Source organism: Enterobacter sp. SST3 (genome assembly GCF_000286655.1).
Classification (GTDB): domain Bacteria; phylum Pseudomonadota; class Gammaproteobacteria; order Enterobacterales; family Enterobacteriaceae; genus Enterobacter; species Enterobacter roggenkampii.
Map to the genome: position 1 here is coordinate 1 of NZ_ALNS01000007.1, position 22,613 is coordinate 22,613.

General features: G+C 56.8%; 22 protein-coding genes. 13 read left to right on the forward strand and 9 right to left on the reverse strand.

Annotated features, from left to right (window positions below; genetic code table 11):
• Positions 1-16: 16 nt before the first annotated feature.
• Entirely contained in the window at positions 17-469 is a 453-nt protein-coding gene (locus tag B498_RS17340; protein WP_008500075.1) for an acyltransferase, read from the reverse strand.
• A 96-nt stretch (positions 470-565) separates the two neighbouring features.
• On the opposite strand from B498_RS17340, the gene psiE reads away from it, so the two are divergent.
• Positions 566-976, forward strand: coding sequence for a phosphate-starvation-inducible protein PsiE (gene psiE / locus B498_RS17335; protein WP_008500076.1), 411 nt, complete (start codon positions 566-568; stop codon positions 974-976).
• Positions 977-1,073: 97 nt separating this feature from the next.
• On the opposite strand, the gene malG is transcribed toward psiE, so the two are convergent.
• From malG to malE, 3 genes are all read right to left on the reverse strand, one after another.
• Positions 1,074-1,964 carry a maltose ABC transporter permease MalG gene (gene malG / locus B498_RS17330; RefSeq protein WP_008500077.1) on the reverse strand — a complete coding sequence of 297 codons (891 nt, stop codon included), beginning with the start codon at positions 1,962-1,964 and terminating at the stop codon, positions 1,074-1,076.
• Positions 1,965-1,978: 14 nt separating this feature from the next.
• Positions 1,979-3,523: a maltose ABC transporter permease MalF gene (malF, locus tag B498_RS17325; RefSeq protein ID WP_008500078.1), complete on the reverse strand. Its 1,545-nt coding sequence runs from the start codon at positions 3,521-3,523 to the stop codon at positions 1,979-1,981.
• Positions 3,524-3,644: 121 nt separating this feature from the next.
• On the reverse strand, positions 3,645-4,835 hold the full coding sequence (gene malE / locus B498_RS17320; RefSeq protein ID WP_008500079.1) for a maltose/maltodextrin ABC transporter substrate-binding protein MalE: 1,191 nt from the start codon (positions 4,833-4,835) through the stop codon (positions 3,645-3,647).
• Positions 4,836-5,205: 370 nt separating this feature from the next.
• Here malE and malK point away from each other — a divergent pair, with 370 nt between their 5' ends.
• The 5 genes from malK (at position 5,206) to ubiA (ending at position 10,338) form a co-directional block, all read left to right on the forward strand.
• Entirely contained in the window at positions 5,206-6,315 is a 1,110-nt protein-coding gene (gene malK / locus B498_RS17315; RefSeq protein ID WP_008500080.1) for a maltose/maltodextrin ABC transporter ATP-binding protein MalK, read from the forward strand.
• A 71-nt stretch (positions 6,316-6,386) separates the two neighbouring features.
• Positions 6,387-7,712 carry a maltoporin gene (locus B498_RS17310; RefSeq protein WP_008500081.1) on the forward strand — a complete coding sequence of 442 codons (1,326 nt, stop codon included), beginning with the start codon at positions 6,387-6,389 and terminating at the stop codon, positions 7,710-7,712.
• 112 nt (positions 7,713-7,824) lie between these two features.
• Positions 7,825-8,778, forward strand: a complete 954-nt coding sequence (gene malM, locus B498_RS17305) for a maltose operon protein MalM (protein WP_008500082.1) — start codon at positions 7,825-7,827, stop codon at positions 8,776-8,778.
• 180 nt (positions 8,779-8,958) lie between these two features.
• The gene (gene ubiC / locus B498_RS17300) at positions 8,959-9,456 is read left to right on the forward strand and encodes a chorismate lyase (protein WP_008500083.1); all 498 of its coding nucleotides are present in this window, start codon (positions 8,959-8,961) and stop codon (positions 9,454-9,456) included.
• A gap of 12 nt (positions 9,457-9,468) precedes the next feature.
• Positions 9,469-10,338: a 4-hydroxybenzoate octaprenyltransferase gene (gene ubiA, locus B498_RS17295; protein ID WP_008500084.1), complete on the forward strand. Its 870-nt coding sequence runs from the start codon at positions 9,469-9,471 to the stop codon at positions 10,336-10,338.
• An 88-nt stretch (positions 10,339-10,426) separates the two neighbouring features.
• On the opposite strand, the gene zntA is transcribed toward ubiA, so the two are convergent.
• Positions 10,427-12,598, reverse strand: coding sequence for a Zn(II)/Cd(II)/Pb(II) translocating P-type ATPase ZntA (gene zntA / locus B498_RS17290; protein WP_008500085.1), 2,172 nt, complete (start codon positions 12,596-12,598; stop codon positions 10,427-10,429).
• A gap of 76 nt (positions 12,599-12,674) precedes the next feature.
• Entirely contained in the window at positions 12,675-13,301 is a 627-nt protein-coding gene (locus B498_RS17285) for a lysoplasmalogenase (protein ID WP_008500086.1), read from the reverse strand.
• 129 nt (positions 13,302-13,430) lie between these two features.
• Between B498_RS17285 and B498_RS17280 the strand changes: the two genes are divergently transcribed.
• The gene (locus B498_RS17280; protein WP_008500087.1) at positions 13,431-13,790 is read left to right on the forward strand and encodes a DUF2500 domain-containing protein; all 360 of its coding nucleotides are present in this window, start codon (positions 13,431-13,433) and stop codon (positions 13,788-13,790) included.
• Between the two features lie 82 nt (positions 13,791-13,872).
• On the opposite strand, the gene B498_RS17275 is transcribed toward B498_RS17280, so the two are convergent.
• Complete coding sequence (locus B498_RS17275; RefSeq protein WP_008500088.1) at positions 13,873-14,154, reverse strand: DUF1145 family protein; 282 nt, start codon at positions 14,152-14,154, stop codon at positions 13,873-13,875.
• Positions 14,138-14,740, reverse strand: a complete 603-nt coding sequence (rsmD, locus tag B498_RS17270; RefSeq protein ID WP_008500089.1) for a 16S rRNA (guanine(966)-N(2))-methyltransferase — start codon at positions 14,738-14,740, stop codon at positions 14,138-14,140. The genes B498_RS17275 and rsmD overlap by 17 nt, the downstream gene beginning before the upstream one ends.
• A gap of 127 nt (positions 14,741-14,867) precedes the next feature.
• On the opposite strand from rsmD, the gene ftsY reads away from it, so the two are divergent.
• The 6 genes from ftsY to livJ all read left to right on the forward strand — a co-directional run bounded on the left by ftsY (position 14,868) and on the right by livJ (position 21,853).
• On the forward strand, positions 14,868-16,328 hold the full coding sequence (ftsY, locus tag B498_RS17265) for a signal recognition particle-docking protein FtsY (RefSeq protein WP_008500090.1): 1,461 nt from the start codon (positions 14,868-14,870) through the stop codon (positions 16,326-16,328).
• 2 nt (positions 16,329-16,330) lie between these two features.
• On the forward strand, positions 16,331-17,002 hold the full coding sequence (gene ftsE / locus B498_RS17260; RefSeq protein WP_008500091.1) for a cell division ATP-binding protein FtsE: 672 nt from the start codon (positions 16,331-16,333) through the stop codon (positions 17,000-17,002).
• Positions 16,989-18,044, forward strand: coding sequence for a permease-like cell division protein FtsX (gene ftsX / locus B498_RS17255; protein ID WP_008500092.1), 1,056 nt, complete (start codon positions 16,989-16,991; stop codon positions 18,042-18,044). Before ftsE ends, ftsX begins: the two co-directional genes overlap by 14 nt.
• 251 nt (positions 18,045-18,295) lie before the next feature.
• Complete coding sequence (rpoH, locus tag B498_RS17250; protein WP_008500093.1) at positions 18,296-19,153, forward strand: RNA polymerase sigma factor RpoH; 858 nt, start codon at positions 18,296-18,298, stop codon at positions 19,151-19,153.
• Between the two features lie 136 nt (positions 19,154-19,289).
• The gene (locus B498_RS17245; protein ID WP_008500095.1) at positions 19,290-20,555 is read left to right on the forward strand and encodes a 4-aminobutyrate--2-oxoglutarate transaminase; all 1,266 of its coding nucleotides are present in this window, start codon (positions 19,290-19,292) and stop codon (positions 20,553-20,555) included.
• 197 nt (positions 20,556-20,752) lie between these two features.
• Positions 20,753-21,853 (forward strand): branched chain amino acid ABC transporter substrate-binding protein LivJ, encoded by a 1,101-nt coding sequence (gene livJ, locus B498_RS17240; RefSeq protein ID WP_021242735.1) that lies wholly within the window; start codon positions 20,753-20,755, stop codon positions 21,851-21,853.
• A gap of 177 nt (positions 21,854-22,030) precedes the next feature.
• Here livJ and panM read toward each other — a convergent pair whose 3' ends face one another.
• On the reverse strand, positions 22,031-22,414 hold the full coding sequence (gene panM, locus B498_RS17235) for an aspartate 1-decarboxylase autocleavage activator PanM (RefSeq protein ID WP_008500097.1): 384 nt from the start codon (positions 22,412-22,414) through the stop codon (positions 22,031-22,033).
• Between the last annotated feature and the right edge of the window lie 199 nt (positions 22,415-22,613).

The following is a 22,613-nucleotide window of genomic DNA, read 5'->3' on the forward strand; positions in this document are numbered from 1 at the left end:
AGCGCCACCGGGCGAATCACAAGCGGCGCAGTAGCCTCGCCGGGTTCCCGGCATAGACACCTTTCTCAACGATCGATTTTGTTACCACGCTCCCTGCACCAATCACCGCACCGTCGCAGATGGATACCGCCAGAATGGTCGCTCCACTGCCTATCGAAACATCATTCCCCACGGTAATATGGCCCCAGCTCTCTCGGTCGGCGTTCGGTTTCCCCTCCCGAAACATATCGTTGGCAAACATCACGCCATGGCCAACAAAGCAACGCTTACCAATAGTGACATACTCGCAGATGAAGGTGTGCGACTGGATTTTGCAGTCGTCACCGATGCGCGTATTGCCCTGGATTTCAACAAACGGGCCGACGAATACGCCGTTGCCCAGCACACAGTCGTAAAGATTAGCAGGTTCATATACGATCACATTGTCGCCACAGGTCACGTTACGAACCCCGGTTGGTTTACGCTCCATCGGTTTTCTTCCTACATAAAACATAATTAAAAAATATAGATCCCCGTCACATTTTTGCGTTATACAGAAACCTCGCCCTGGAGAATGAGGTGCTGTATGACATCCCTGACTCGCCCGCGCGTTGAGTTTATCTCAACTGTCCTCCAGACCGTGCTGAACCTCGGTCTGCTGAGCCTTGGCCTGATCCTGGTCGTCTTTTTGGGTAAGGAGACGGTGCATCTGGCGGATGTGCTGTTCGCCCCTGAACAAACCAGCAAATATGCGCTGGTGGAAGGCCTGGTGGTCTACTTTCTCTACTTTGAATTTATCGCCCTGATTGTGAAGTATTTTCAGTCCGGCTTTCACTTCCCGCTGCGTTATTTTGTCTACATTGGGATCACCGCGATTGTGCGGCTGATCATCGTCGATCATAAAGCCCCGCTCGATGTGCTGATCTACTCGGCGGCGATCCTGCTGCTGGTGATCACCCTCTGGCTGTGTAACTCGAAGCGGCTGAAACGCGAATAAAAAAATGGCGGCCCGGAGGCCGCCTAACAACAGTCACAAGTTGGGTCAATACAATACGTCTAAAGTTGAGGGTTGCAGTGGCATAACAAAATGAAACTTAACCTTTCACACCGCCCGCCGTCAGGCCGTTCACCAGCCAGCGCTGCGCCAGCAGGAACACCACGGTAATCGGGATGGCAGAGAGTACGGCCGCCGCGGCAAAGTCGCCCCACAGGTAGTTTTGCGGGTTGAGGTATTGCTGCATACCTACGGCCAGGGTGTAGCTGTTCACATCACGCAGTAACAGTGAGGCAACCGGTACTTCGGTGATCGCAGCGATAAACGACAGGATAAACACTACCGCCAGAATCGGCACCGACAGCGGCAGCAGCACCAGGCGGAACGCCTGCCACGGGGTAGCCCCATCCAGCGCGGCCGCTTCTTCCAGCGAGCCGTCGATGGTTTCGAAATAGCCCTTAATAGTCCACACATGCAGTGCGATACCGCCAAGGTAGGCGAAGATCACGCCGCCATGCGTGTTCAGACCGATAAACGGAATGTACTGGCCCAGGCGGTCAAACAGGGCATACAGCGCCACCAGCGACAGCACCGCCGGGAACATCTGGAAAATCAGCATCCCTTTCAGCAGCGTCGCTTTGCCCGGGAAACGCATGCGGGCAAAGGCGTAAGCGCAGGTGGTGGACAGCGCCACGATACCAATGGCGGTAATACCTGCGATTTTCACCGAGTTCCACAGCCACAGCAGCACCGGGAACGGCGGCGGCGTGACGCGGCCATCCGCGTGTTCCACGCTGAAGCCCAGCGCGAGCTTCCAGTGCTCCCAGGAGATTTCGTCCGGGATCAGGCTCCCGGTGGCGAAGTTACCCGAACGCAGGGAGATGGCGATAACCATCAGCAGCGGGAACATGATCGCCGCGATAAAAATCAGCAGGCCCAGGTGCGTCGCCAGGAGGCGCAGTTTCTGAGATTTGGGTTGTACCATAGCCATGTTCAGTGCCCTCCTTAGTCAAATTTCATACGCGTGGCTTTCAGGTTCACAATCGCCAGGGCGCCCACCAGCAGGAAGATCAGGGTGGCAATCGCTGCCGCCAGACCGAAGTCCTGACCGCCGCCGCCTTCGAAGGCGATACGGTAGGTGTAGCTCACGAGCAGGTCGGTATAGCCTGCCGGCGTGGTGGTGCCAAGACGGTCCGGGCCGCCGTTGGTCAACAGCTGAATCAGCACGAAGTTGTTAAAGTTAAAGGCGAAGCTGGCAATCATCAGCGGGGTGAGCGGCTTGATGAGCAGCGGCAGCGTAATCTTAAAGAAGTTCTGGAACGGGCCCGCGCCGTCCATCGCCGAAGCTTCGTACAGGTCATCCGGGATGGCCTTCAGCAGCCCCATGCACAGGATCATCATGTACGGATAGCCCAGCCAGGTGTTCACGATGATGATCATCGAGCGGGCGGTGGTCGGGTCGCTGAACCAGGCCGGTTTGATGCCGAACAGCGCGCTCAGCATCATGTTGATTTCACCGAAGCTCTGGTTAAACAGCCCTTTGAAAATCAGAATCGAGATAAACGACGGTACGGCATACGGCAGAATCAGCAGCACGCGGTAGATCGCTTTGCCCTTCAGGGATTCCCACTGGACAAGACAGGCCAGCACCATGCCCACGGCCACGGTGAGGATCACGGTCAGTACGGAGAAGACCACCGTCCAGACGAAGATGGCGAAGAACGGTTTCTGAATGCCTTCGTCGGTAAATACGCGGGTAAAGTTGTCCCAGCCGATGGTGACGGTATAGCCCGGGCTGAGTTTATCATCACCCCATTTGCCGTCGACAGTAATGGACTGATAGAAACCAATGTCGTTATTCGGACGGTACTTCACGCCGCTCTGGTTGTTGGTCAGCGTGCCGTCATCCGCCAGGGTATAGAGCGGTTGGGTGCCGGAGAACTGGCGCAGCGAGCTCATGATCACTTTGCTGTCGTCTGGCAGCACGGCGGTGAGCTGGGTCAGCGCCTGACGGTTCTGGGTAATGACGCGCAGGTTGGCACGTTCACCTTCCGGCAGGGCCTGGGCCTCTTTTAAGGCCAGCTTCTGCTCGCCGCCAAATTTGAAGGCGTCAGAGACATAGTATTTCCCGCTTGCTTCGTCAGTAAGCGCTAACTTCCATTCGTTGCCTGCGGGATACAGGCCGAAGTTAAAGGTCTTGCCTGCCTGGTATGAGCGGTCCAGCAGGACCTGCTGCGCGCGTTCCTGCGCAAGCTGGTTGGTGCTGCTGTAGTTGGTAAACGCAATGGCGACGGTACAAATCAACGGGAACAGGACAAACAGCCCCATCCCGGCCACGCCCGGGTAGACATAGCGCCAGGCATAGGCTTTACGGTTGGCGAAAATATACAGGCCAGCAGAGCTTAAAATCAGCGTCATGATGGCGAACAGATATTCCCCTTGTACGTACATTAAAACAACAAGGTAACCCACCAGCAGACACAGCAGACCGATCGCTGACCATTTCAGCGCGTCGCTTTGCCACCAGCGTTTCTTTTTAATGACATCCATGGGGTTCTTCCTCTACAACGGTGGAATCTTATCGTCAGGTGGCGCTGCGCTTACCTGACCTACGGATCGTGCCGTAGTCGTAGGGCGGGTAAGCGCACGCGCTACCCGCCGTTTTTCAGACTTACTTAGTAATACGACCCTGAGCATCTTTCAGTGCGGCATCGACAGTCTGACGACCGCTTGCAGCGTTGATAACCGCGGTACGGGTGGCGTACCAGAATGCGGCCATCTGTGGGATGTTCGGCATGATTTCGCCTTTCTGGGCGTTATCCATGGTGGCCGCGATACGTGGGTCTTTCGCCAGCTGATCCTGGAAGGATTTCAGCGCAACGGCACCCAGCGGTTTGTCCTTGTTCACTTCATCCAGACCCTGATCGGTCAGCAGGTAGTTTTCCAGGAACTCTTTCGCCAGCTCTTTGTTCGGGCTGGCGGCGTTGATGCCTGCGCTCAGCACGCCAACGAACGGTTTAGACGGCTTGCCTTTAAAGGTTGGCAGCAGCGTCACGCCGTAATTGACTTTGCTCTTGTCGATGTTGGTCCAGGCCCACGGACCGTTGATGGTCATCGCGGTTTCGCCTTTGTTGAACGCCGCTTCCGCGATGGAGTAATCGGTATCCGCGTTCATGTGTTTGTTCTTGATCAGGTCGACCAGGAAGGTCAGGCCCGCTTTCGCGCCCGCGCTGTCGACGCCCACGTCTTTCACGTCGTATTTGCCGTTTTCAAACTTGAACGCGTAACCGCCGTCGGCAGCAATCAGCGGCCAGGTGAAGTACGGCTCTTGCAGGTTGAACATCAGGGCGGATTTACCTTTCGCCTTCAGCTCTTTATCCAGTTTCGGGATCTCTTCCCAGGTTTTCGGTGGGTTAGGGACCAGGTCTTTGTTGTAAATCAGAGACAGGGCTTCAACCGCGACAGGGTAAGCGATCAGCTTGCCGTTATAGCGAACGGCGTCCCAGGTGAAGGGGAACAGTTTGTCCTGGAAAGCTTTGTCCGGGGTGACTTCAGCCAGCAGGCCAGACTGTGCGTAACCGCCAAAACGGTCATGCGCCCAGAAGATGATGTCCGGGCCGTCGCCGGTTGCCGCAACCTGCGGGAATTTCTCTTCCAGTTTGTCCGGGTGCTCTACGGTCACTTTGATGCCGGTGTCTTTCTCGAATTTTTTGCCCACTTCGGCCAGGCCGTTATAGCCCTTGTCGCCGTTAATCCAGATAACCAGCTTGCCTTCTTCAATTTTGGCGAGCGCCGGTGCGGAAATCATCATTGCTGCAAGGGCGGACAATGCGAAAACGCGTGCGCCAGTCTTGATATTCATATCTGCCATCCTTTTTGGTGATGTCTCGTGGTATGACTTCAGTGGTTCAACGTGACTCAGTCTCCTTATTTGACATCCTCTTTCCATCCTCCCAACCCCTACGCCCCACCCCCCGTTTGTGTGATCTCCGTTGCATAAATTTAAGTTATGAGTGCTGGCGCACATAAAAACGCACTGAATTTTGCAGGCGGCTTCACGAATTTTGCCTCAGCCCGCCCACGCCGGTCGCAGAGCCTGCTCTCTCATCCTCCCGCCTCCTCCCCCATAAAAAAGCCGGGGGGTGGAGGATTCGTGAAAGTAATGGATCCCCCATAGTCACCTTATCTTGAATGTTTCTGTCGGTGACAGGTTGTAACGAAGGGAGAAGGGCATGGCGAGCGTACAGCTGCGTAATGTAACGAAAGCCTGGGGTGACGTTGTGGTGTCGAAAGACATCAATCTGGACATCCACGAAGGTGAATTCGTGGTATTTGTCGGCCCATCAGGCTGCGGTAAATCAACCCTGCTGCGTATGATTGCCGGTCTTGAAACCATCACCAGCGGCGACTTGCTGATCGGTGATACACGAATGAATGACATCCCGCCTGCCGAACGTGGCGTAGGCATGGTGTTCCAGTCTTATGCACTCTATCCCCATCTTTCCGTCGCCGAGAACATGTCCTTTGGTTTGAAGCTGGCCGGCGCGAAGAAAGAGGTGATTAACCAGCGCGTGACGCAGGTGGCGGAAGTATTACAGCTGGCGCACCTGCTGGAGCGTAAGCCGAAAGCGCTTTCCGGCGGTCAGCGTCAGCGTGTGGCGATTGGCCGTACCCTGGTCGCCGAGCCGCGCGTCTTCCTGCTCGACGAACCGCTTTCCAACCTGGATGCCGCCCTGCGCGTCCAGATGCGTATCGAAATCTCCCGTCTGCACAAGCGTCTTGGCCGCACGATGATTTACGTCACCCACGATCAGGTCGAAGCGATGACCCTCGCCGACAAAATCGTGGTGCTGGATGCCGGTCGCGTGGCGCAGGTGGGCAAACCGCTGGAGCTGTATCACTACCCGGCAGACCGCTTTGTTGCGGGCTTCATTGGCTCGCCAAAGATGAACTTCCTGCCCGTCAAAGTGACCGCGACAGCCATTGAACAGGTACAGGTGGAGCTGCCAAACCGCCAGCAGGTCTGGCTGCCGGTCGACAGCGCCAACGTACAGGTGGGGGCAAACATGTCCCTCGGTATTCGTCCTGAGCATTTACTGCCGAGCCACATTGCCGATGTGACGCTGGAAGGTGAGGTTCAGGTCGTCGAACAGCTTGGTCACGAAACACAGATTCATATCCAGATCCCCGCCATCCGTCAGAACCTGGTCTACCGCCAGAATGACGTGGTGTTGGTAGAAGAGGGTGCCACATTCGCTATCGGCTTGCCGCCAGAGCGCTGCCATCTGTTCCGTGAGGATGGCACCGCATGTCGTCGGTTGCACAAAGAGCCAGGCGTTTAAGCAATCCCAAAAGAAGACACGAAACCGACAGGTGAAGTGTTCAAAGAAAAGCAATGATCTCAGGAGATAGAATGATGATTACTCTGCGCAAACTTCCTCTGGCAGTTGCCGTCGCAGCGGGCGTAATGTCTGCTCAGGCACTGGCCGTGGATTTCCATGGTTATGCTCGTTCCGGTATCGGCTGGACGGGTAGTGGCGGCGAACAGCAGTGCTTCCAGGCAACCGGTGCCCAAAGTAAATACCGTCTGGGTAACGAATGTGAAACCTATGCGGAACTGAAGCTGGGCCAGGAAGTGTGGAAAGAAGGCGACAAGAGCTTCTACTTCGACACCAACGTAGCGTACTCCGTGGCGCAACAGAACGACTGGGAAGCTACCGACCCGGCGTTCCGTGAAGCCAACGTGCAGGGTAAAAACCTGATTGAGTGGCTGCCAGGTTCCACCATCTGGGCCGGTAAGCGCTTCTATCAGCGTCATGACGTTCACATGATCGACTTCTACTACTGGGATATTTCAGGTCCTGGTGCCGGTATCGAAAACGTCGATCTGGGCTTCGGTAAACTGTCTCTGGCAGCGACCCGTTCTCAGGAAGCGGGCGGCTCATACATCTTCACCAGCAACGATATCTATCATGACTTCAAAGACACCGCTAACGACGTCTTCGATGTGCGCTTGGCGCAGATGGAAATCAACCCGGGCGGCACGCTGGAGTTGGGTGTTGACTATGGCCGAGCTAACAAAACTGACGGTTACAGCTTCGCTGACGGCGCATCTAAAGATGGCTGGATGTTCACCGCTGAACATACCCAGAGCATGCTGAAAGGCTACAACAAGTTTGTTGTCCAGTACGCTACCGATGCAATGACCACTCAGGGCAAAGGTATTCCGCAGGGTTCCTTCACCGGCAACAACTATGACAAAGACGCTGAAATTGGTGTTGTAAATAACAAGATTAACAACAACGGTTCCCTGGTTCGTATTCTCGACCACGGTGCGATCTCTCTGGGTGACAGCTGGGATCTGATGTACGTCGGTATGTATCAGGATATCGATCGTGACGACAACAACGGTACGACCTGGTACACCGTGGGTGTGCGCCCAATGTATAAATGGACGCCAATCATGAGCACCTTGCTTGAAGTTGGCTACGACAACGTTAAGTCGCAGAAAACTGACGATACCAACAACCAGTACAAAATTACCCTTGCACAGCAATGGCAGGCCGGTAACAGCATCTGGTCCCGTCCAGCGATCCGTGTCTTCGCAACTTACGCGAAGTGGGATGAGAAATGGGGTTATGACAACGGCATTGCAAAAAGCGATACCAAAGCCACAACCTACAGCCGTGGTGACAACGATGAGTGGTCCTTCGGCGCCCAGATGGAAATCTGGTGGTAATCCCGTCTTAATCTGACGTAATGACCAAACTGAGGGGCGCAAGCCCCTCAATCCTTGGGACGGCGCGCTATTGCCTGGCTACCGCTGACCTGTGCATTTTGAGGTGATAACAATGAAAATGAACAAAACTCTCCTTGCCCTTTGTTTATCCGCAGGGTTGCTGGCGAGCGCGCCTGCTGTAACGCTCGCTAATGTGAATTTCGTTCCGCAAAACACAACATCCGCGCCGGCCATTCCGGCAGCTGCGTTGCAACAGCTGGTCTGGACGCCTGTCGATCAATCTAAAGCCCAAACGACCCAGCTCTCGACGGGTGGGCAACCGCTTAATGTTCCGGGTATTAGTGGTCCGGTGGTCGCGTACAGCGTGCCCGCTAACATTGGCGAACTGACGTTAACGCTCTCCAGTGAAGTCAATAAACAGACCAGCGTCTTTGCGCCGAACGTGCTGATTCTTGACCAGAACATGACGCCTTCTGCGTTCTTCCCGAGCGAATATTTTACCTATCAGGAACCGGGTGTCATGAGCGCCGATCGCCTGGAAGGGGTAATGCGCCTGACGCCTGCGCTGGGTCAGCAGAAAATTTATGTACTCGTCTTCACCACGGAAAAAGATTTGCAGCAAACCACCACGCTGCTTGATCCTGCGAAGGCCTATGCCAAAGGCGTAGGTAACGCCGCACCGGATATCCCGGATCCGATCGCCCGCCACACCACTGACGGCCTTGTGAAGCTGAAAGTGTCGACCAGCAGTGCGTCCAGCGTCCTGGTCGGCCCGCTGTTTGGCTCCTCCGGTACCGGCCCTGTCACCGTGGGCAACACCGCTGCGCCTGCCTATACTGCGCCCGCTGCCACGGCAGCCGCACCGGTAGCGACCGCAGCGCCGGCCCCGGCGAAGAAAGCGGAGCCGGTGCTTAACGACACCGAAGAATACTTCAACAATGCCATCAAGCAGGCAGTGAAGCGCGGCGATGTCGATAAAGCGCTGAAGCTGCTTGATGAAGCCGAACGTTTAGGTTCAACCACTGCCCGTTCCACCTTTATCAGCAGTGTAAAAGGCAAGGGGTAACCGTTTCCCCACAATGCTGATTTGTTAGTCGTTTGGTGCGCCTGAGTGGGCGCACTTTTTTTCGTCTACGCCGGGCTGTTGCACTCTTGTTGCGATCGTGATCCTTAAATAACGTTTGGCCCCCCTCAATCCGCGTTTCTGCGATACAATGCCTGTACGTTATGTATCGGAGAGTCTGGCATGTCACACCCTGCGCTAACGCAACTGCGTGCGCTGCGCTATTTCGACCAAATACCTGCGCTTGATCCGCAGCAGCTGGACTGGCTGTTGCTGGAAGATTCCATGACAAAACGTTTTGAGCAGCAGGGAAAAACGGTCACGGTGACCCTGATTCAGGAAGGGTTTGTCTCTGGCGATGAGATCGCCAACGAGCTGCCGCTGCTGCCGCACGAGCCACGTTACTGGCTGCGTGAAATTTTACTCTGCGCTGACGGCGAGCCGTGGCTTGCCGGACGGACGGTGGTGCCCGAGTCCACCCTTTCCGGGCCCGAGATGGCGCTGCAGCGTCTGGGGAAAACGCCGCTGGGGCGTTACCTTTTCACCTCGTCTGAGCTTACCCGGGATTTTATTGAGATTGGTCGTGATGCTGAACTTTGGGGGCGTCGTTCCCGCCTTCGCCTGAGCGGTAAACCGTTAATTCTGACGGAGCTTTTTTTACCGGCATCACCGTTGTACTAAGAGGAAGAAAAAATGGAGTGGAGCCTGACGCAGAATAAGCTGTTGGCGTATCACCGCTTAATGCGTACCGATAAACCGATTGGCGCGTTACTGTTGCTGTGGCCGACCTTATGGGCGCTGTGGGTCGCCACGCCGGGCGTGCCGCCGCTGTGGATCCTCGGCGTGTTTGTTGCTGGCGTCTGGCTGATGCGCGCAGCGGGCTGCGTGGTCAATGATTATGCCGATCGTAAATTCGACGGCCATGTAAAGCGGACTGCCGGTCGTCCGTTACCCAGCGGGCAGGTGACCGGGAAAGAAGCCCGCGTGCTGTTTGCTGTTCTGGTGCTGCTCTCTTTCCTGCTGGTGTTAACCCTGAACACCATGACCATACTGCTTTCCGTTGCGGCGCTGGCACTGGCCTGGGTTTATCCGTTTATGAAGCGCTATACCCACCTGCCTCAGGTGGTGCTGGGCGCAGCGTTTGGCTGGTCGATTCCAATGGCGTTTGCGGCAGTTAGTGAGTCCTTACCGCTCAGCTGCTGGCTGATGTTCCTGGCGAACATACTTTGGGCCGTGGCTTACGACACGCAATACGCGATGGTTGACCGCGACGATGACCTGAAAATTGGCATCAAATCCACCGCCATCCTCTTTGGCCGTCAGGACAAGCTGATTATCGGGATTCTGCAGGTCGCCGTGCTGGCGCTGATGGTGGCGATTGGCCGCCTGAACGGGCTGAACTGGGCGTTTTACTGGTCGGTGCTGGTGGCGGGGCTGCTGTTTGCGTACCAGCAAAAGCTGATTGCGAAGCGCGAACGCGACGCCTGCTTCAAGGCGTTTATGAACAATAACTACGTCGGTCTGGTGCTGTTTTTAGGGCTGGCGATGAGCTACTTCATATAAAAAAGCCGGGTGGCGGCTTCGCCTTACCCGGCCTACGTTTTAGCAGGATATGTAGGCCCGGTAAGCGTCAGCGCCACCGGGCGTTTTTTTACCGGCGACGCAGCAGCCGCAGCGCGTTCGCCGTCACCAGCACCGTCGCGCCGGTATCCGCCAGTACCGCCAGCCAAAGCCCGGTCATGCCCAGCAGGGTGGTCACCAGGAAAATCCCCTTCAGCCCCAGCGCGATGCCGATGTTCTGGCGGATGTTGGCACGCGTCGCCCGCGCAAGATCGATCATCTGCGCCAGTCCGGTCAGGCGGTTGTGGGTCAGCGCCGCGTCCGCCGTCTCTAGCGCCACGTCGGTGCCGCTGCCCATCGCAATGCCGATGGTGGACGCCTTCATCGCCGGGGCATCGTTAATCCCGTCTCCGACCATCGCCAGCGGGGCGTGCGCGTTCAGCTCCGTTACCGCGCTGACCTTATCCGCCGGTAGTAATCCGGCCTTAAACGCCAGCCCCAGCTCACCGGCAATCGCTGCCGCCGCGCGAGGGTTATCGCCGGTGAGAATCACCCCCTGCACGCCCAGCTGATGCAGCGCCGCCACGGCTTCTTTTGCGTCATCGCGCAGGGTGTCGCGCAGCGCCAGCATCCCTTTTGCGACGCCGTCCTGCATGACGGTCACGACAGTTTGTCCGGTCTGTTCTAACGCCTCCACCTCTGGATGAGAAGACTTGCCCGCCGCGACAATCAGAACTTTTTTACCGTCAACGGTGGCCTCAATCCCGGAGCCTACCAGCGCCCGCTGAGCGGTTGCCGGTGGGATATTCAGCCCGCGCGACTGCGCTTCCCGCACTATCGCCTGCGCCAGCGGGTGAGTGGAGCCCTGCTCAACGGCGGCGGCCAGGGTCAGCAGTTCGTCTTCACTGATGCCCTGCGAATACACGCCGGTCACCTGCGGCTTGCCGATGGTTAACGTACCGGTTTTATCGAAGGCGATATGCTGCACCTGACTCAGCTGCTCCAGCGCCGCGCCGCCCTTAATCAGCGCCCCGCGACGTGCCGCAGCCGCCAGCCCGGAGGTAATGGCCGCCGGGGTGGAGATGACCAGCGCGCACGGACAGCCGATCAGCAATAGCGTCAGCCCTTTATAAATCCAGCCCTCCCACGGCGCGCCAAAGAACAGCGGCGGGACGACGGTGACCAGCAGGGCAACCAGCATAATGGCGGGCGTGTAGATGCGGCTGAAGCGGTCGATAAAGCGTTCGACCGGCGCGCGGCGCTCTTCGGCCTCTTCAATCAGCTTCAGGATGCGGTCGATGGCGCTGTCACCCGGCTCGGAAAGCACGGTGAGCTGCACCAGACGGTCGACGCTGGTGGCGCCAGCAGGCACTTTTTCACCTGCGGCACGTTCAACCGGAATGGACTCACCGGTCAGGGCACTTTCATCAAAGCTCGCGGTGGCGGTAAGCAGCGCGCCGTCGGCAGGCAGGCGTCCGCCTGCCGCGACTTCTATCACGTCGCCCGGACGCAGGGTCGTGATGGCGACCGTTTCACGCGTGCCGTTTACTACGCGCGTGGCGGTTTCCGGCTTCAGCGCCATCAGCGCGCTGACCCCTTTACGCGCCCGGCTCGCCGCCCAGCCCTCAAGACGTTCACCGATTAAGAACAGCAGCAATACCATCGCCGCTTCTGCCGTCGCGCCAATAAACAGCGCGCCGATGGCCGCCACGCTCATCAGCGTTTCAATGGCGAACCAGCTGCCGCTTTTCATCAGACGCAGCGCCTGACGGGCAATCGGGAACAGCCCGACCAGCGTGGTGGCGATAAACGCCAGGTTGCCGAACGGATGGTTGATCTGTTCCAGCCCCCAGCTCAGGGCCATCATGATGATCAGGGTAATGAGCGGCAGGTTTTCTTTCAGTGAAGAGGTTTTTTCCGCGGGCGCGGCTTCACTGCGCAGGCTGTAACCCGCCTTGCTTACCGCGTCTTCAACCTGTTTGCTGACGTCGTTATCGGCGCTAACCAGCAGCTTTTCGGTGGCGAACAGCACCTGAACGTGGCTGACGCCCGGCACCTGTTTCACCGCATTTTCCACTTTGCGGGCGCAGGCAGCGCAGTCCATGCCGTTAACGACCCAGCTGTAGCGGTTGCCGCTTTCAGGAAGCGTTTGAGTTTGCGTTTCGCACGCGCCTTCGCAGCAGCAGTCGTCTTTCGACGGAACGGGACTGAGCTTAAGCGCCGAGAATTGAGGGACTTTTTTGGGTGTTTCTGGAGTCGACATGGCAGTCTCCGGCAATGATAATTTTCTCATTAACCGCAGCATACACTCTGGAGTCGACTCCAGAGTCAAGCGTTATTTAGATATACAGCGAACGCACAATCAGGAAGTGCCCGGCAAAGTAGCAGGCGGCGGCAATCGCGTTATCCGCCCGGAAACGGCGGCGATAGTGGCTGCCCAGCCACACGATATTCCCAATCAGCAGCAGCGCGGCCCCGAAGAACGCGGACATCGCCGGAGCGGTCGGACGGAAGAACCACAGTTCACCTGCCAGCCATACCATCACCAGCGTCATGGCGATAAACGTGCAGATCGGCAACCGCATCTCTTCCAGACGCGACCAGATCACCGCGATCAGCAGGGCACCAATCACCAGCAGGACCAGCGGCAGCGGCCAGAAGAAAGAGAGCGTCATCTGGCTGGCGAAGTAGATGGTATACAGCAGATGCGACAGGAAAAACGCCCCTACGGCATACAGCAGGCGCTGGCGCGGCAGCAGGGTTAAGGCATCGCCAATCAGAGAGGCGCACAGCCCGGCGAGGACCAGATAGCTGACGGCATTAAACATCGGTGCTTGCCAGGCCAGCAGCAGGAGCAGCAACAGCGTGACGGGTTTAAACAGCCAGCGCTGCCAGGTGGGACCACGGTACGACGCATCGACATAAAGCCATGCGGAAAAACAGACAGCGATAAATGACCAAAGCATATTAACTCCCTGTATCTGTTAAGTCTGAATAATCAGTTTCTGATCCAGTGTAGTGACGCGGGCGGGCGTTTGGCAATGCCGGGGAAGGCAGGGTATCCTGAATTCCGCATAATCTGATGGGATAGTTGAATGAGCAAGATGCCGCTGTTTTTCATTATCGTGGTGGCGATTATCGTCATTGCCGCCTCGTTCCGCTTCGTGCAGCAGCGCCGCGAGAAGGCGGATAACGATGCCGCGCCGCTGATGCAAAAGCGCGTGGTGGTGACGAACAAACGCGAAAAGCCGCTCAATGACCGCCGCTCGCGCCAGCAGCAGGTGACGCCTGCGGGCACAACAATGCGTTATGAAGCGAGCTTTAAGCCGGAAACGGGCGGCCTGGAGATGACCTTCCGCCTGGAGGCGCAGCAGTACCACCAGCTGACGGTGGGGGAAAAAGGAACGCTGAGTTACAAAGGATCGCGGTTTGAGGGGTTTGTTCCGGAGTTGTAACGCCGGGCGGCACTGCGTTTGCCCGGCCTACGTGGTTTCGTAGGCCCGGTAAGCGAAGCGCCACCGGGCGACTAAACGCACCTTACTTCTTCACCTGCGCCTTAAACTTCTTCATCCACACCAGCAGCTCAAACACGCCGAAAATAAACACGCGCAGCTGCTGCCAGCCCGTCATCTGCGGGCCATCTTTCGGCAGACCGTTTTTCAGCATCACCATCTGCAGGGCGTGCATGAACGAGGTGAAAATCAGCGCGACGTTAACAAAAATATTCATCGGGCGCGGGAACGGGTGCACCAGGTTGAGCAGCAAAAACGCCCAGACGCCCAGCATCAGCAAACGTCCCAGATTAATCAGTACCGGCATCGGATCCTCCTTGTGCCTGACGGTGATACAGACGATAAGCAACCTGACCTGCCACTTTTTCACGGTGTAGATCCCAGTGAGCGGGAACCGGCGGCAAACCGTTTTCCACTTCGCTTTCCACGTAAATCAATGCGTCATCCGCCAGCCAGCCGTTTTGCTCCAGCAGGGATAACGTCTCTTCCAGCAGCCCTTTGCGGAACGGCGGGTCGACAAACACCACGGTGTGCGGCGTGCCCTTTTGCGCGAGGAAGCTCAGCGTGTTGGTGTTAACCACTTTCGCGTTGCTCGCTTTCAGCGTCGCCAGATTTTGCTGCAGCGTCTGCGCCACGCCGCGCTCCATCTCCAGCAGCGTGGCGCTGGCAGCATAGCGCGACAGCGCTTCCAGCCCGAGCGCGCCGCTACCGGCGAAGCAGTCCAGGCAGCGGGCGTCTACCATTGACGGGGCCAGCCAGTTAAACAGCGTCTCGCGCACGCGGTCGGTAGTAGGGCGTAAACCGGGGCTGTCCGGCACCGGTAATTTCCGGCCTCGCCACTGACCGCCGATAATACGAATTTGACCGGCCGGGGCGCGGTTGGGTTTCTTCATCTCAGGAAAGCTCTGTTAACAATTGGCCTGCGATTGCGGGCGGTGATGTCAATTAAGTAAAGTGTTAGACTATTTCATCATTTTTTTAGCTTCCATGTATATAGCGCCGCGAGGAGTGTAGTCGCAGATGGCAAAACAAAAAAAACGTGGCTTCTTTTCCTGGCTGGGCTTCGGTGAAAAAGAGCAAGAAACAGAACAGAAAACCGAAGAGCAACAAGCCGTTGAAGAGCCATCGCAGCCTGAAACGCCAGTAGAAACCGCCGCGGTTGTCGATGCGGAAGAAACGGCGCACAGCAAAGAAGAGGTTGAAACCTTTGCTGAAGAGGTGGTTGAGGTCACTGAACAGGTTCAGGAGAGCGAGAAGCCAGAACCGGTTGTCGTAGAAGCCGCTATCGAAGCGCCACAGGCCGCTATCGAACACGAAGAGCTTCCGCTGCCGGAAGAGGTCAAAGACGAAGCGGTGTCTGCCGAAGAGTGGCAGGCCGAAGCGGAAACCGTTGAAATCGTTGAGGCGGTGGAAGAAGAAGCGGCGCTCGAGCCGGAGCTAACCGACGAAGAGCTGGAAGCCCAGGCGCTGGCGGCGGAAGCGGCTGAAGAAGCGGTCATCGTTGTGCCGGTAGAAGAGCAGGCCGAAGAAGAGACCGTTCAGGAGCAGGAAAAACCGACCAAAGAGGGTTTCTTCGCGCGCCTGAAGCGCAGCCTGCTTAAAACCAAAGAAAACTTAGGTTCCGGATTTATCAGTCTGTTCCGCGGCAAGAAGATCGACGACGATCTGTTTGAAGAGCTGGAAGAGCAGCTGCTGATTGCGGACGTTGGGGTGGAAACCACCCGTAAGATCATCACTAATCTGACCGAAGGGGCGAGCCGCAAGCAATTGCGTGACGCCGAAGCGCTGTACGGCCTGCTGAAAGACGAGATGGGTGAAATTCTCGCAAAAGTTGACGAACCGCTTAATATTGAAGGCAAAACGCCATTTGTTATTCTGATGGTTGGGGTGAACGGCGTGGGTAAAACCACCACCATCGGCAAGCTGGCGCGTCAGTTCGAGCAGCAGGGCAAATCGGTGATGCTGGCGGCGGGCGACACCTTCCGTGCGGCGGCGGTTGAGCAGCTGCAGGTCTGGGGCCAGCGCAACAACATCCCGGTGATTGCTCAGCATACCGGCGCGGATTCCGCATCCGTGATCTTTGACGCCATCCAGGCGGCGAAGGCGCGTAACGTGGACGTGCTGATAGCCGATACCGCAGGGCGTTTGCAGAATAAATCGCACCTGATGGAAGAGCTGAAGAAGATCGTTCGCGTCATGAAGAAGCTGGACGAAGACGCACCGCATGAAATTATGCTGACCATTGATGCCAGCACCGGACAAAACGCCATCAGCCAGGCGAAGCTGTTCCATGAAGCGGTAGGACTGACGGGGATCACGCTGACCAAACTGGACGGCACCGCGAAAGGCGGGGTGATCTTCTCCGTGGCCGACCAGTTCGGTATTCCTATCCGTTACATCGGTGTGGGCGAGCGTATTGAGGATTTACGTCCGTTTAAGGCGGACGACTTTATTGAGGCATTATTTGCCCGAGAGGACTAACAATGATTCGCTTTGAACACGTCAGCAAGGCCTATCTCGGTGGGAGACAAGCGCTGCAGGGGGTGACCTTTCACCTGCAGCCGGGCGAGATGGCATTCCTGACCGGCCATTCCGGCGCGGGGAAAAGTACCCTGCTCAAGCTTATCTGTGGGATCGAGCGGCCAAGCGCCGGAAAAATCTTTTTCAGCGGCCATGAGATCAGCCGTCTGAAAAACCGTGAGGTGCCGTTCCTGCGTCGTCAGATCGGCATGATTTTCCAGGATCACCACCTGCTGATGGATCGCACCGTTTTCGATAACGTGGCCATTCCGCTGATTATTGCCGGCGCCAGCTATGACGATATCCGCCGCCGCGTCTCTGCGGCGCTGGATAAGGTCGGGCTACTGGACAAAGCGAAGAACTTCCCGATCCAGCTCTCCGGCGGTGAACAGCAGCGCGTGGGCATCGCCCGCGCGGTGGTGAACAAGCCTGCCGTGCTGCTGGCGGATGAACCGACCGGTAACCTGGACGATGCCCTGTCAGAAGGGATTTTGCGTCTGTTTGAGGAGTTTAACCGCGTAGGGGTTACCGTATTGATGGCAACGCACGACATCGGGCTGATTTCCCGTCGTTCGTACCGCATGCTGACCCTGAGCGACGGGCATTTGCACGGAGGCCACGGTGAACAAGCGTGATGCAATAAACCAGATTCGGCAGTTCGGGAACCGGTTTGACCGTTTCCGTAAGCCGCAGGGCGGGGGTGACGGCAATCGTAATGCGCCGAAGCGCCAGAAGGCCGCGCCAAAACCGGCCTCCCGCAAAACCAACGTCTTTAACGAGCAGGTGCGCTACGCGTTCCACGGCGCGCTGCAGGACCTGAAAAGCAAACCGCTGGCGACGTTCCTGACGGTGATGGTGATTGCCATCTCCCTGACGCTGCCAAGCGTCTGCTACATGGTTTACAAGAACGTCAACCAGGCGGCGTCGCAGTATTATCCGTCTCCGCAGATCACGGTCTATCTGGATAAAGCGCTCGACGATAACGCGGCCGCGCAGGTGGTTGGGCAAATTCAGGCCGAGCAGGGCGTGGAGAAGGTCAACTATCTCTCACGTGAAGACGCGCTGGGCGAGTTCCGCAACTGGTCAGGCTTTGGCGGTGCGCTGGATATGCTTGAAGAGAACCCGCTGCCCGCCGTGGCGGTGGTGATCCCGAAGCTGGATTTCCAGGGGACCGATTCGCTTAACTCCCTGCGCGATCGCATCACGCGCATTAAGGGCATTGATGAAGTGCGCATGGATGACAGCTGGTTTGCGCGTCTCGCTGCTTTGACCGGGCTGGTAGGCCGCGTCGCGGCGATGATTGGCGTGCTGATGGTGGCGGCTGTCTTCCTCGTCATTGGCAACAGCGTACGCCTGAGCATCTTCGCTCGTCGCGATACCATCAACGTGCAGAAACTGATTGGTGCGACGGATGGCTTCATCCTCCGACCGTTCCTTTACGGTGGCGCACTGCTCGGTTTTTCCGGCGCATTTCTTTCACTGATATTGTCAGAAATTTTGGTGATGCGGCTTTCCTCTGCCGTGACTGAAGTGGCGCAGGTTTTCGGAACCAAGTTTGATATCAGCGGCTTAGGGTTTGATGAGTGTCTCTTACTGCTGCTGGTGTGTTCGATGATTGGGTGGGTGGCAGCGTGGCTGGCAACCGTTCAACATTTACGTCACTTTACTCCCGACTAATAAAAGCGTGATATAATCTTTCCCTGCACCGAGATGTTCGCTCTGCAGGGAAAGTGTCCCTGTTGTCTCTTCCCCTGTTATCATCTCCATGTCACATTTTGTGCGTAATTTATTCACCGTTGCACCTGGAACTTGTGGATAAAATCACTGTCTGATAAAAGAGTGAATGCTAATCTCGTTGCTCAAACGCTTTGGCATGGTTGTTGCCTGACGGGGACAGCCTGGACCAGAAGAAACACTGAGAGGAATGAATGACCAAAGAAATGCAAACTTTAGCTTTAGCCCCTGTTGGTAACCTGGAATCCTATATCCGGGCTGCGAACACCTGGCCGATGTTAACGGCCGAGGAAGAAAAGGAGCTTGCTGAAAAGCTGCATTACCAGGGCGATCTGGAAGCAGCGAAAAAGCTGATCCTGTCTCACCTGCGCTTTGTTGTTCACATTGCTCGTAATTATGCGGGCTATGGCCTGCCGCAGGCGGACTTGATTCAGGAAGGTAACATCGGCCTGATGAAGGCTGTGCGTCGCTTTAACCCGGAAGTGGGGGTGCGACTGGTCTCCTTCGCCGTCCACTGGATCAAAGCAGAAATTCATGAATACGTGCTGCGCAACTGGCGTATCGTGAAAGTCGCCACGACAAAAGCGCAACGCAAACTGTTCTTCAACCTGCGTAAAACCAAGCAGCGTCTGGGCTGGTTCAATCAGGATGAAGTGGAAATGGTGGCGCGCGAGCTGGGTGTTTCCAGCAAAGACGTGCGTGAGATGGAATCCCGTATGGCCGCGCAGGACATGACCTTCGATATGTCCTCCGACGACGACGCATCTGACAGCCAGCCGATGGCACCGGTTCTGTATCTGCAGGATAAAACCTCTAACTTTGCCGACGGCATCGAAGAGGACAACTGGGAAGATCAGGCCGCGAACAAGCTGAGCTATGCGATGGAAGGCCTCGACGAACGTAGCCAGGATATTATCCGCGCCCGCTGGCTGGACGAAGACAACAAGTCAACGCTGCAGGAGCTGGCCGACCGCTACGGCGTCTCTGCGGAACGTGTCCGTCAGCTTGAAAAGAACGCCATGAAGAAACTTCGCGCCGCTATCGAAGCGTAATTAACGCGAAGTACACCGAGAACCCCTGGATGAGAGTCTGGGGGTTTTGTTTTTTTAGCGCCCGCTCTGGCGAATTCCCTCCCCCTGGCAAACACTTACTGATGCGCTAAGCAGGCGACTTTCTCAGGGGGACAGGGTGAAAAACAACGAACTGAACGACCGGCGGTTACAGGCGACGCCGCGCGGCATCGGCGTGATGTGTAACTTCTATGCCGATAAAGCCGAAAACGCCACGGTGTGGGACGTGGAAGGCAATGAGTACATCGACTTCGCCGCCGGGATCGCGGTGCTGAATACCGGCCATCGCCATCCCAAAGTCATTTCCGCCATCGAAAAACAACTCCACGCGTTTACCCACACGGCCTACCAGATTGTGCCGTACGAAGGCTACGTGGCGCTTGCCGAGCGCATCAACCAGCGCGTGCCGATTGACGGCCCGGCCAAAACCGCGTTCTTCTCGACGGGGGCTGAGGCGGTCGAAAACGCGGTGAAAATTGCCCGCGCCTTTACCAAACGCCCCGGCCTTATCACCTTCGGTGGCGCGTTCCACGGCCGCACCTTTATGACCATGGCGCTGACCGGCAAAGTTGCGCCGTACAAGCTCGGATTCGGACCCTTCCCCGGCTCGGTGTATCACGCCCAGTATCCGAATGAACTGCACGGCGTCAGCACGGCGGAAGCGTTGAAAAGCCTGGAACGCATCTTTAAAGCGGATATTGCCCCTGACCAGGTCGCGGCGATTATTCTCGAACCGGTTCAGGGAGAGGGCGGTTTCAACATCGCCCCGGCTGATTTTATGCAGGCGCTGCGCGCCCTGTGCGATACCCACGGCATTTTGCTGATTGCCGACGAGGTGCAAAGCGGCTTCGCCCGCACCGGCAAGCTGTTCTCGATGGAACACCACTGCGTGAAGCCCGATCTGATCACCATGGCGAAAAGCCTGGCGGGCGGGATGCCGCTCTCGGCGGTGTCGGGCCGTGCTGAAGTGATGGATGCGCCCGCGCCGGGTGGGCTGGGCGGTACCTACGCGGGTAACCCGCTGGCGATTGCGGCGGCGCATGCCGTACTGGACGTGATTGATGAGGAAGATCTCTGCACGCGCTCGGCGCATCTTGGCCATCACCTGGTGGAAGTGTTGAACAAGGCGAAGGAACACTGCCCGTATATCGCGGATATTCGCGCGCAGGGCTCGATGGTGGCGGTGGAGTTCAACGATCCGCAAACGGGTCAGCCTTCGCCGGAATTTACCCGCCAGGTGCAGGAGCGTGCATTGCAAGAAGGTCTGCTGCTTCTGAGCTGCGGCGTCTACGGCAACGTCATTCGTTTCCTCTATCCTCTGACGATTCCCGAAGTGCAGTTCCGTAAAGCGCTGGACATTATCTCCGCGTCGCTGACACGTTAAAGCCACATGCCCGGCGGAACTCTTTGCCGGGCTTATCATATATTCATTTCAAATTTGCTATTCCAAAATCATAAAAATGGGGTATGTTTTAGCAGAGTATGCTGAAAAAGCGCGAACAGCACACCTATAACTGAAATAAAGCGCTGCACAACAACATCACAACAATCGTAATAACCATAATAATGGGGAATCTCAGGATGAACATGAAGGGTAAAGCGTTACTGGCAGGATGTATCGCGTTGGCATTCAGCACCATGGCGCAGGCAGACATCAAAGTGGCTGTGGTTGGCGCCATGTCCGGTCCGGTAGCGCAGTACGGCGACCAGGAGTTTACTGGCGCAGAACAGGCGGTTGCAGACATTAACGCTAAGGGCGGTATCAAGGGCGAAAAACTGCAGATCGTAAAATATGATGATGCCTGTGACCCGAAACAGGCGGTCGCGGTCGCGAACAAAGTGGTGAACGACGGGATCAAATACGTTATCGGTCACCTGTGCTCTTCCTCTACCCAGCCGGCGTCTGACATCTACGAAGACGAAGGTATTCTGATGATCACCCCGGCGGCGACCGCACCAGAGCTGACCGCACGCGGTTACAAGCTGACCCTGCGCACCACCGGTCTGGACTCTGACCAGGGCCCAACCGCGGCGAAATACATCGTTGAAAAAGTGAAGCCGAAACGCATTGCCATTGTTCATGACAAGCAGCAGTACGGTGAAGGTCTGGCGCGTTCAGTGCAGGACAACCTTAAGAAAGCCAATGCCGACGTGGTGTTCTTCGACGGGATCACCGCCGGTGAGAAAGATTTCTCCACGCTGGTTGCGCGTCTGAAGAAAGAGAATATCGACTTTGTTTACTACGGCGGCTACCACCCGGAAATGGGCCAGATCCTGCGCCAGGCGCGCGCTGCCGGTCTGAAAACCCAGTTCATGGGCCCGGAAGGGGTGGCGAACGTTTCTCTGTCTAACATCGCGGGTGAATCCGCCGAAGGCCTGCTGGTGACCAAACCGAAGAACTACGACCAGGTCCCTGCGAACAAACCTATCGTAGATGCCATCAAGGCGAAGAAACAGGATCCAAGCGGCGCGTTCGTCTGGACCACCTACGCGGCGCTGCAGTCGCTGCAGGCGGGCCTGAACCAGTCAGCCGATCCGGCTGAGATTGCCACCTGGCTGAAAGCGAACACCGTCGAAACCGTTATGGGGCCTCTCTCCTGGGACACGAAGGGCGACCTGAAGGGCTTCGAGTTCGGCGTGTTTGACTGGCATGCGAACGGCACGGCGACAGACGCCAAATAATTTTCCCGTCGCCTTTCGCGCCGCAGGTGCGTTGGCTGCGTTATTCAACCCCGGTCACTTACTTATGTAAGCTCCCGGGGATTTCATAACTTGCCGCCTTCCTGCAACGCGAAATGCTTGGGAAAATGCGGTAGAAATTGTAGGCCGGGTAAGGCGCAGCCGCCACCCGGCTTTCTTTTAGCGCTTCTCCCACCCGCTCTCCTGCGCCGTAAACCCTAACGCCTGCATAAACGCCGCCATGACGCCGCGGTCTTCCACGCCCACGTCGGCCATCCACCATGAGGTCACGCCCGGGTTTTCGCGGAGCACTTCTTCAATTAAATACTGCCCCACGCCGCGACGGCGGGTCACGTCACGCACGCGCAGCGAGTCCAGCGCCCCTTCCGTGCCGCTCAGCGTTACGCGAACGGCGGCCAGAAGACGCTCGTTAAAGCGCGCGGCATAGATACGGTGATTTTCGTCGACGGCCAGCGACGAAGGGGAATATTCCGGCCAGATCTTGCCCAGGTCGATATGATCCTGGTCGCTAAAGGTCACCAGACGCACGATAGTCAGTTTCATTAGCTGCTTGTCCAAATCAAATTGAGTAGAGGCAGTGTACTCAATTTATTCGCTCAGCGGCTTCCTCTTTTTATCGCCGTTTGCCAGGTGATTAGTTTTTTGGCAGCGCGTTGGGCAGTTTGAAAACACATGGATCGAAAAATAAGCAGGATTTTAACCTGAATGGCAGTGATTTATTCGGCGCTTTGTACCGTTATTT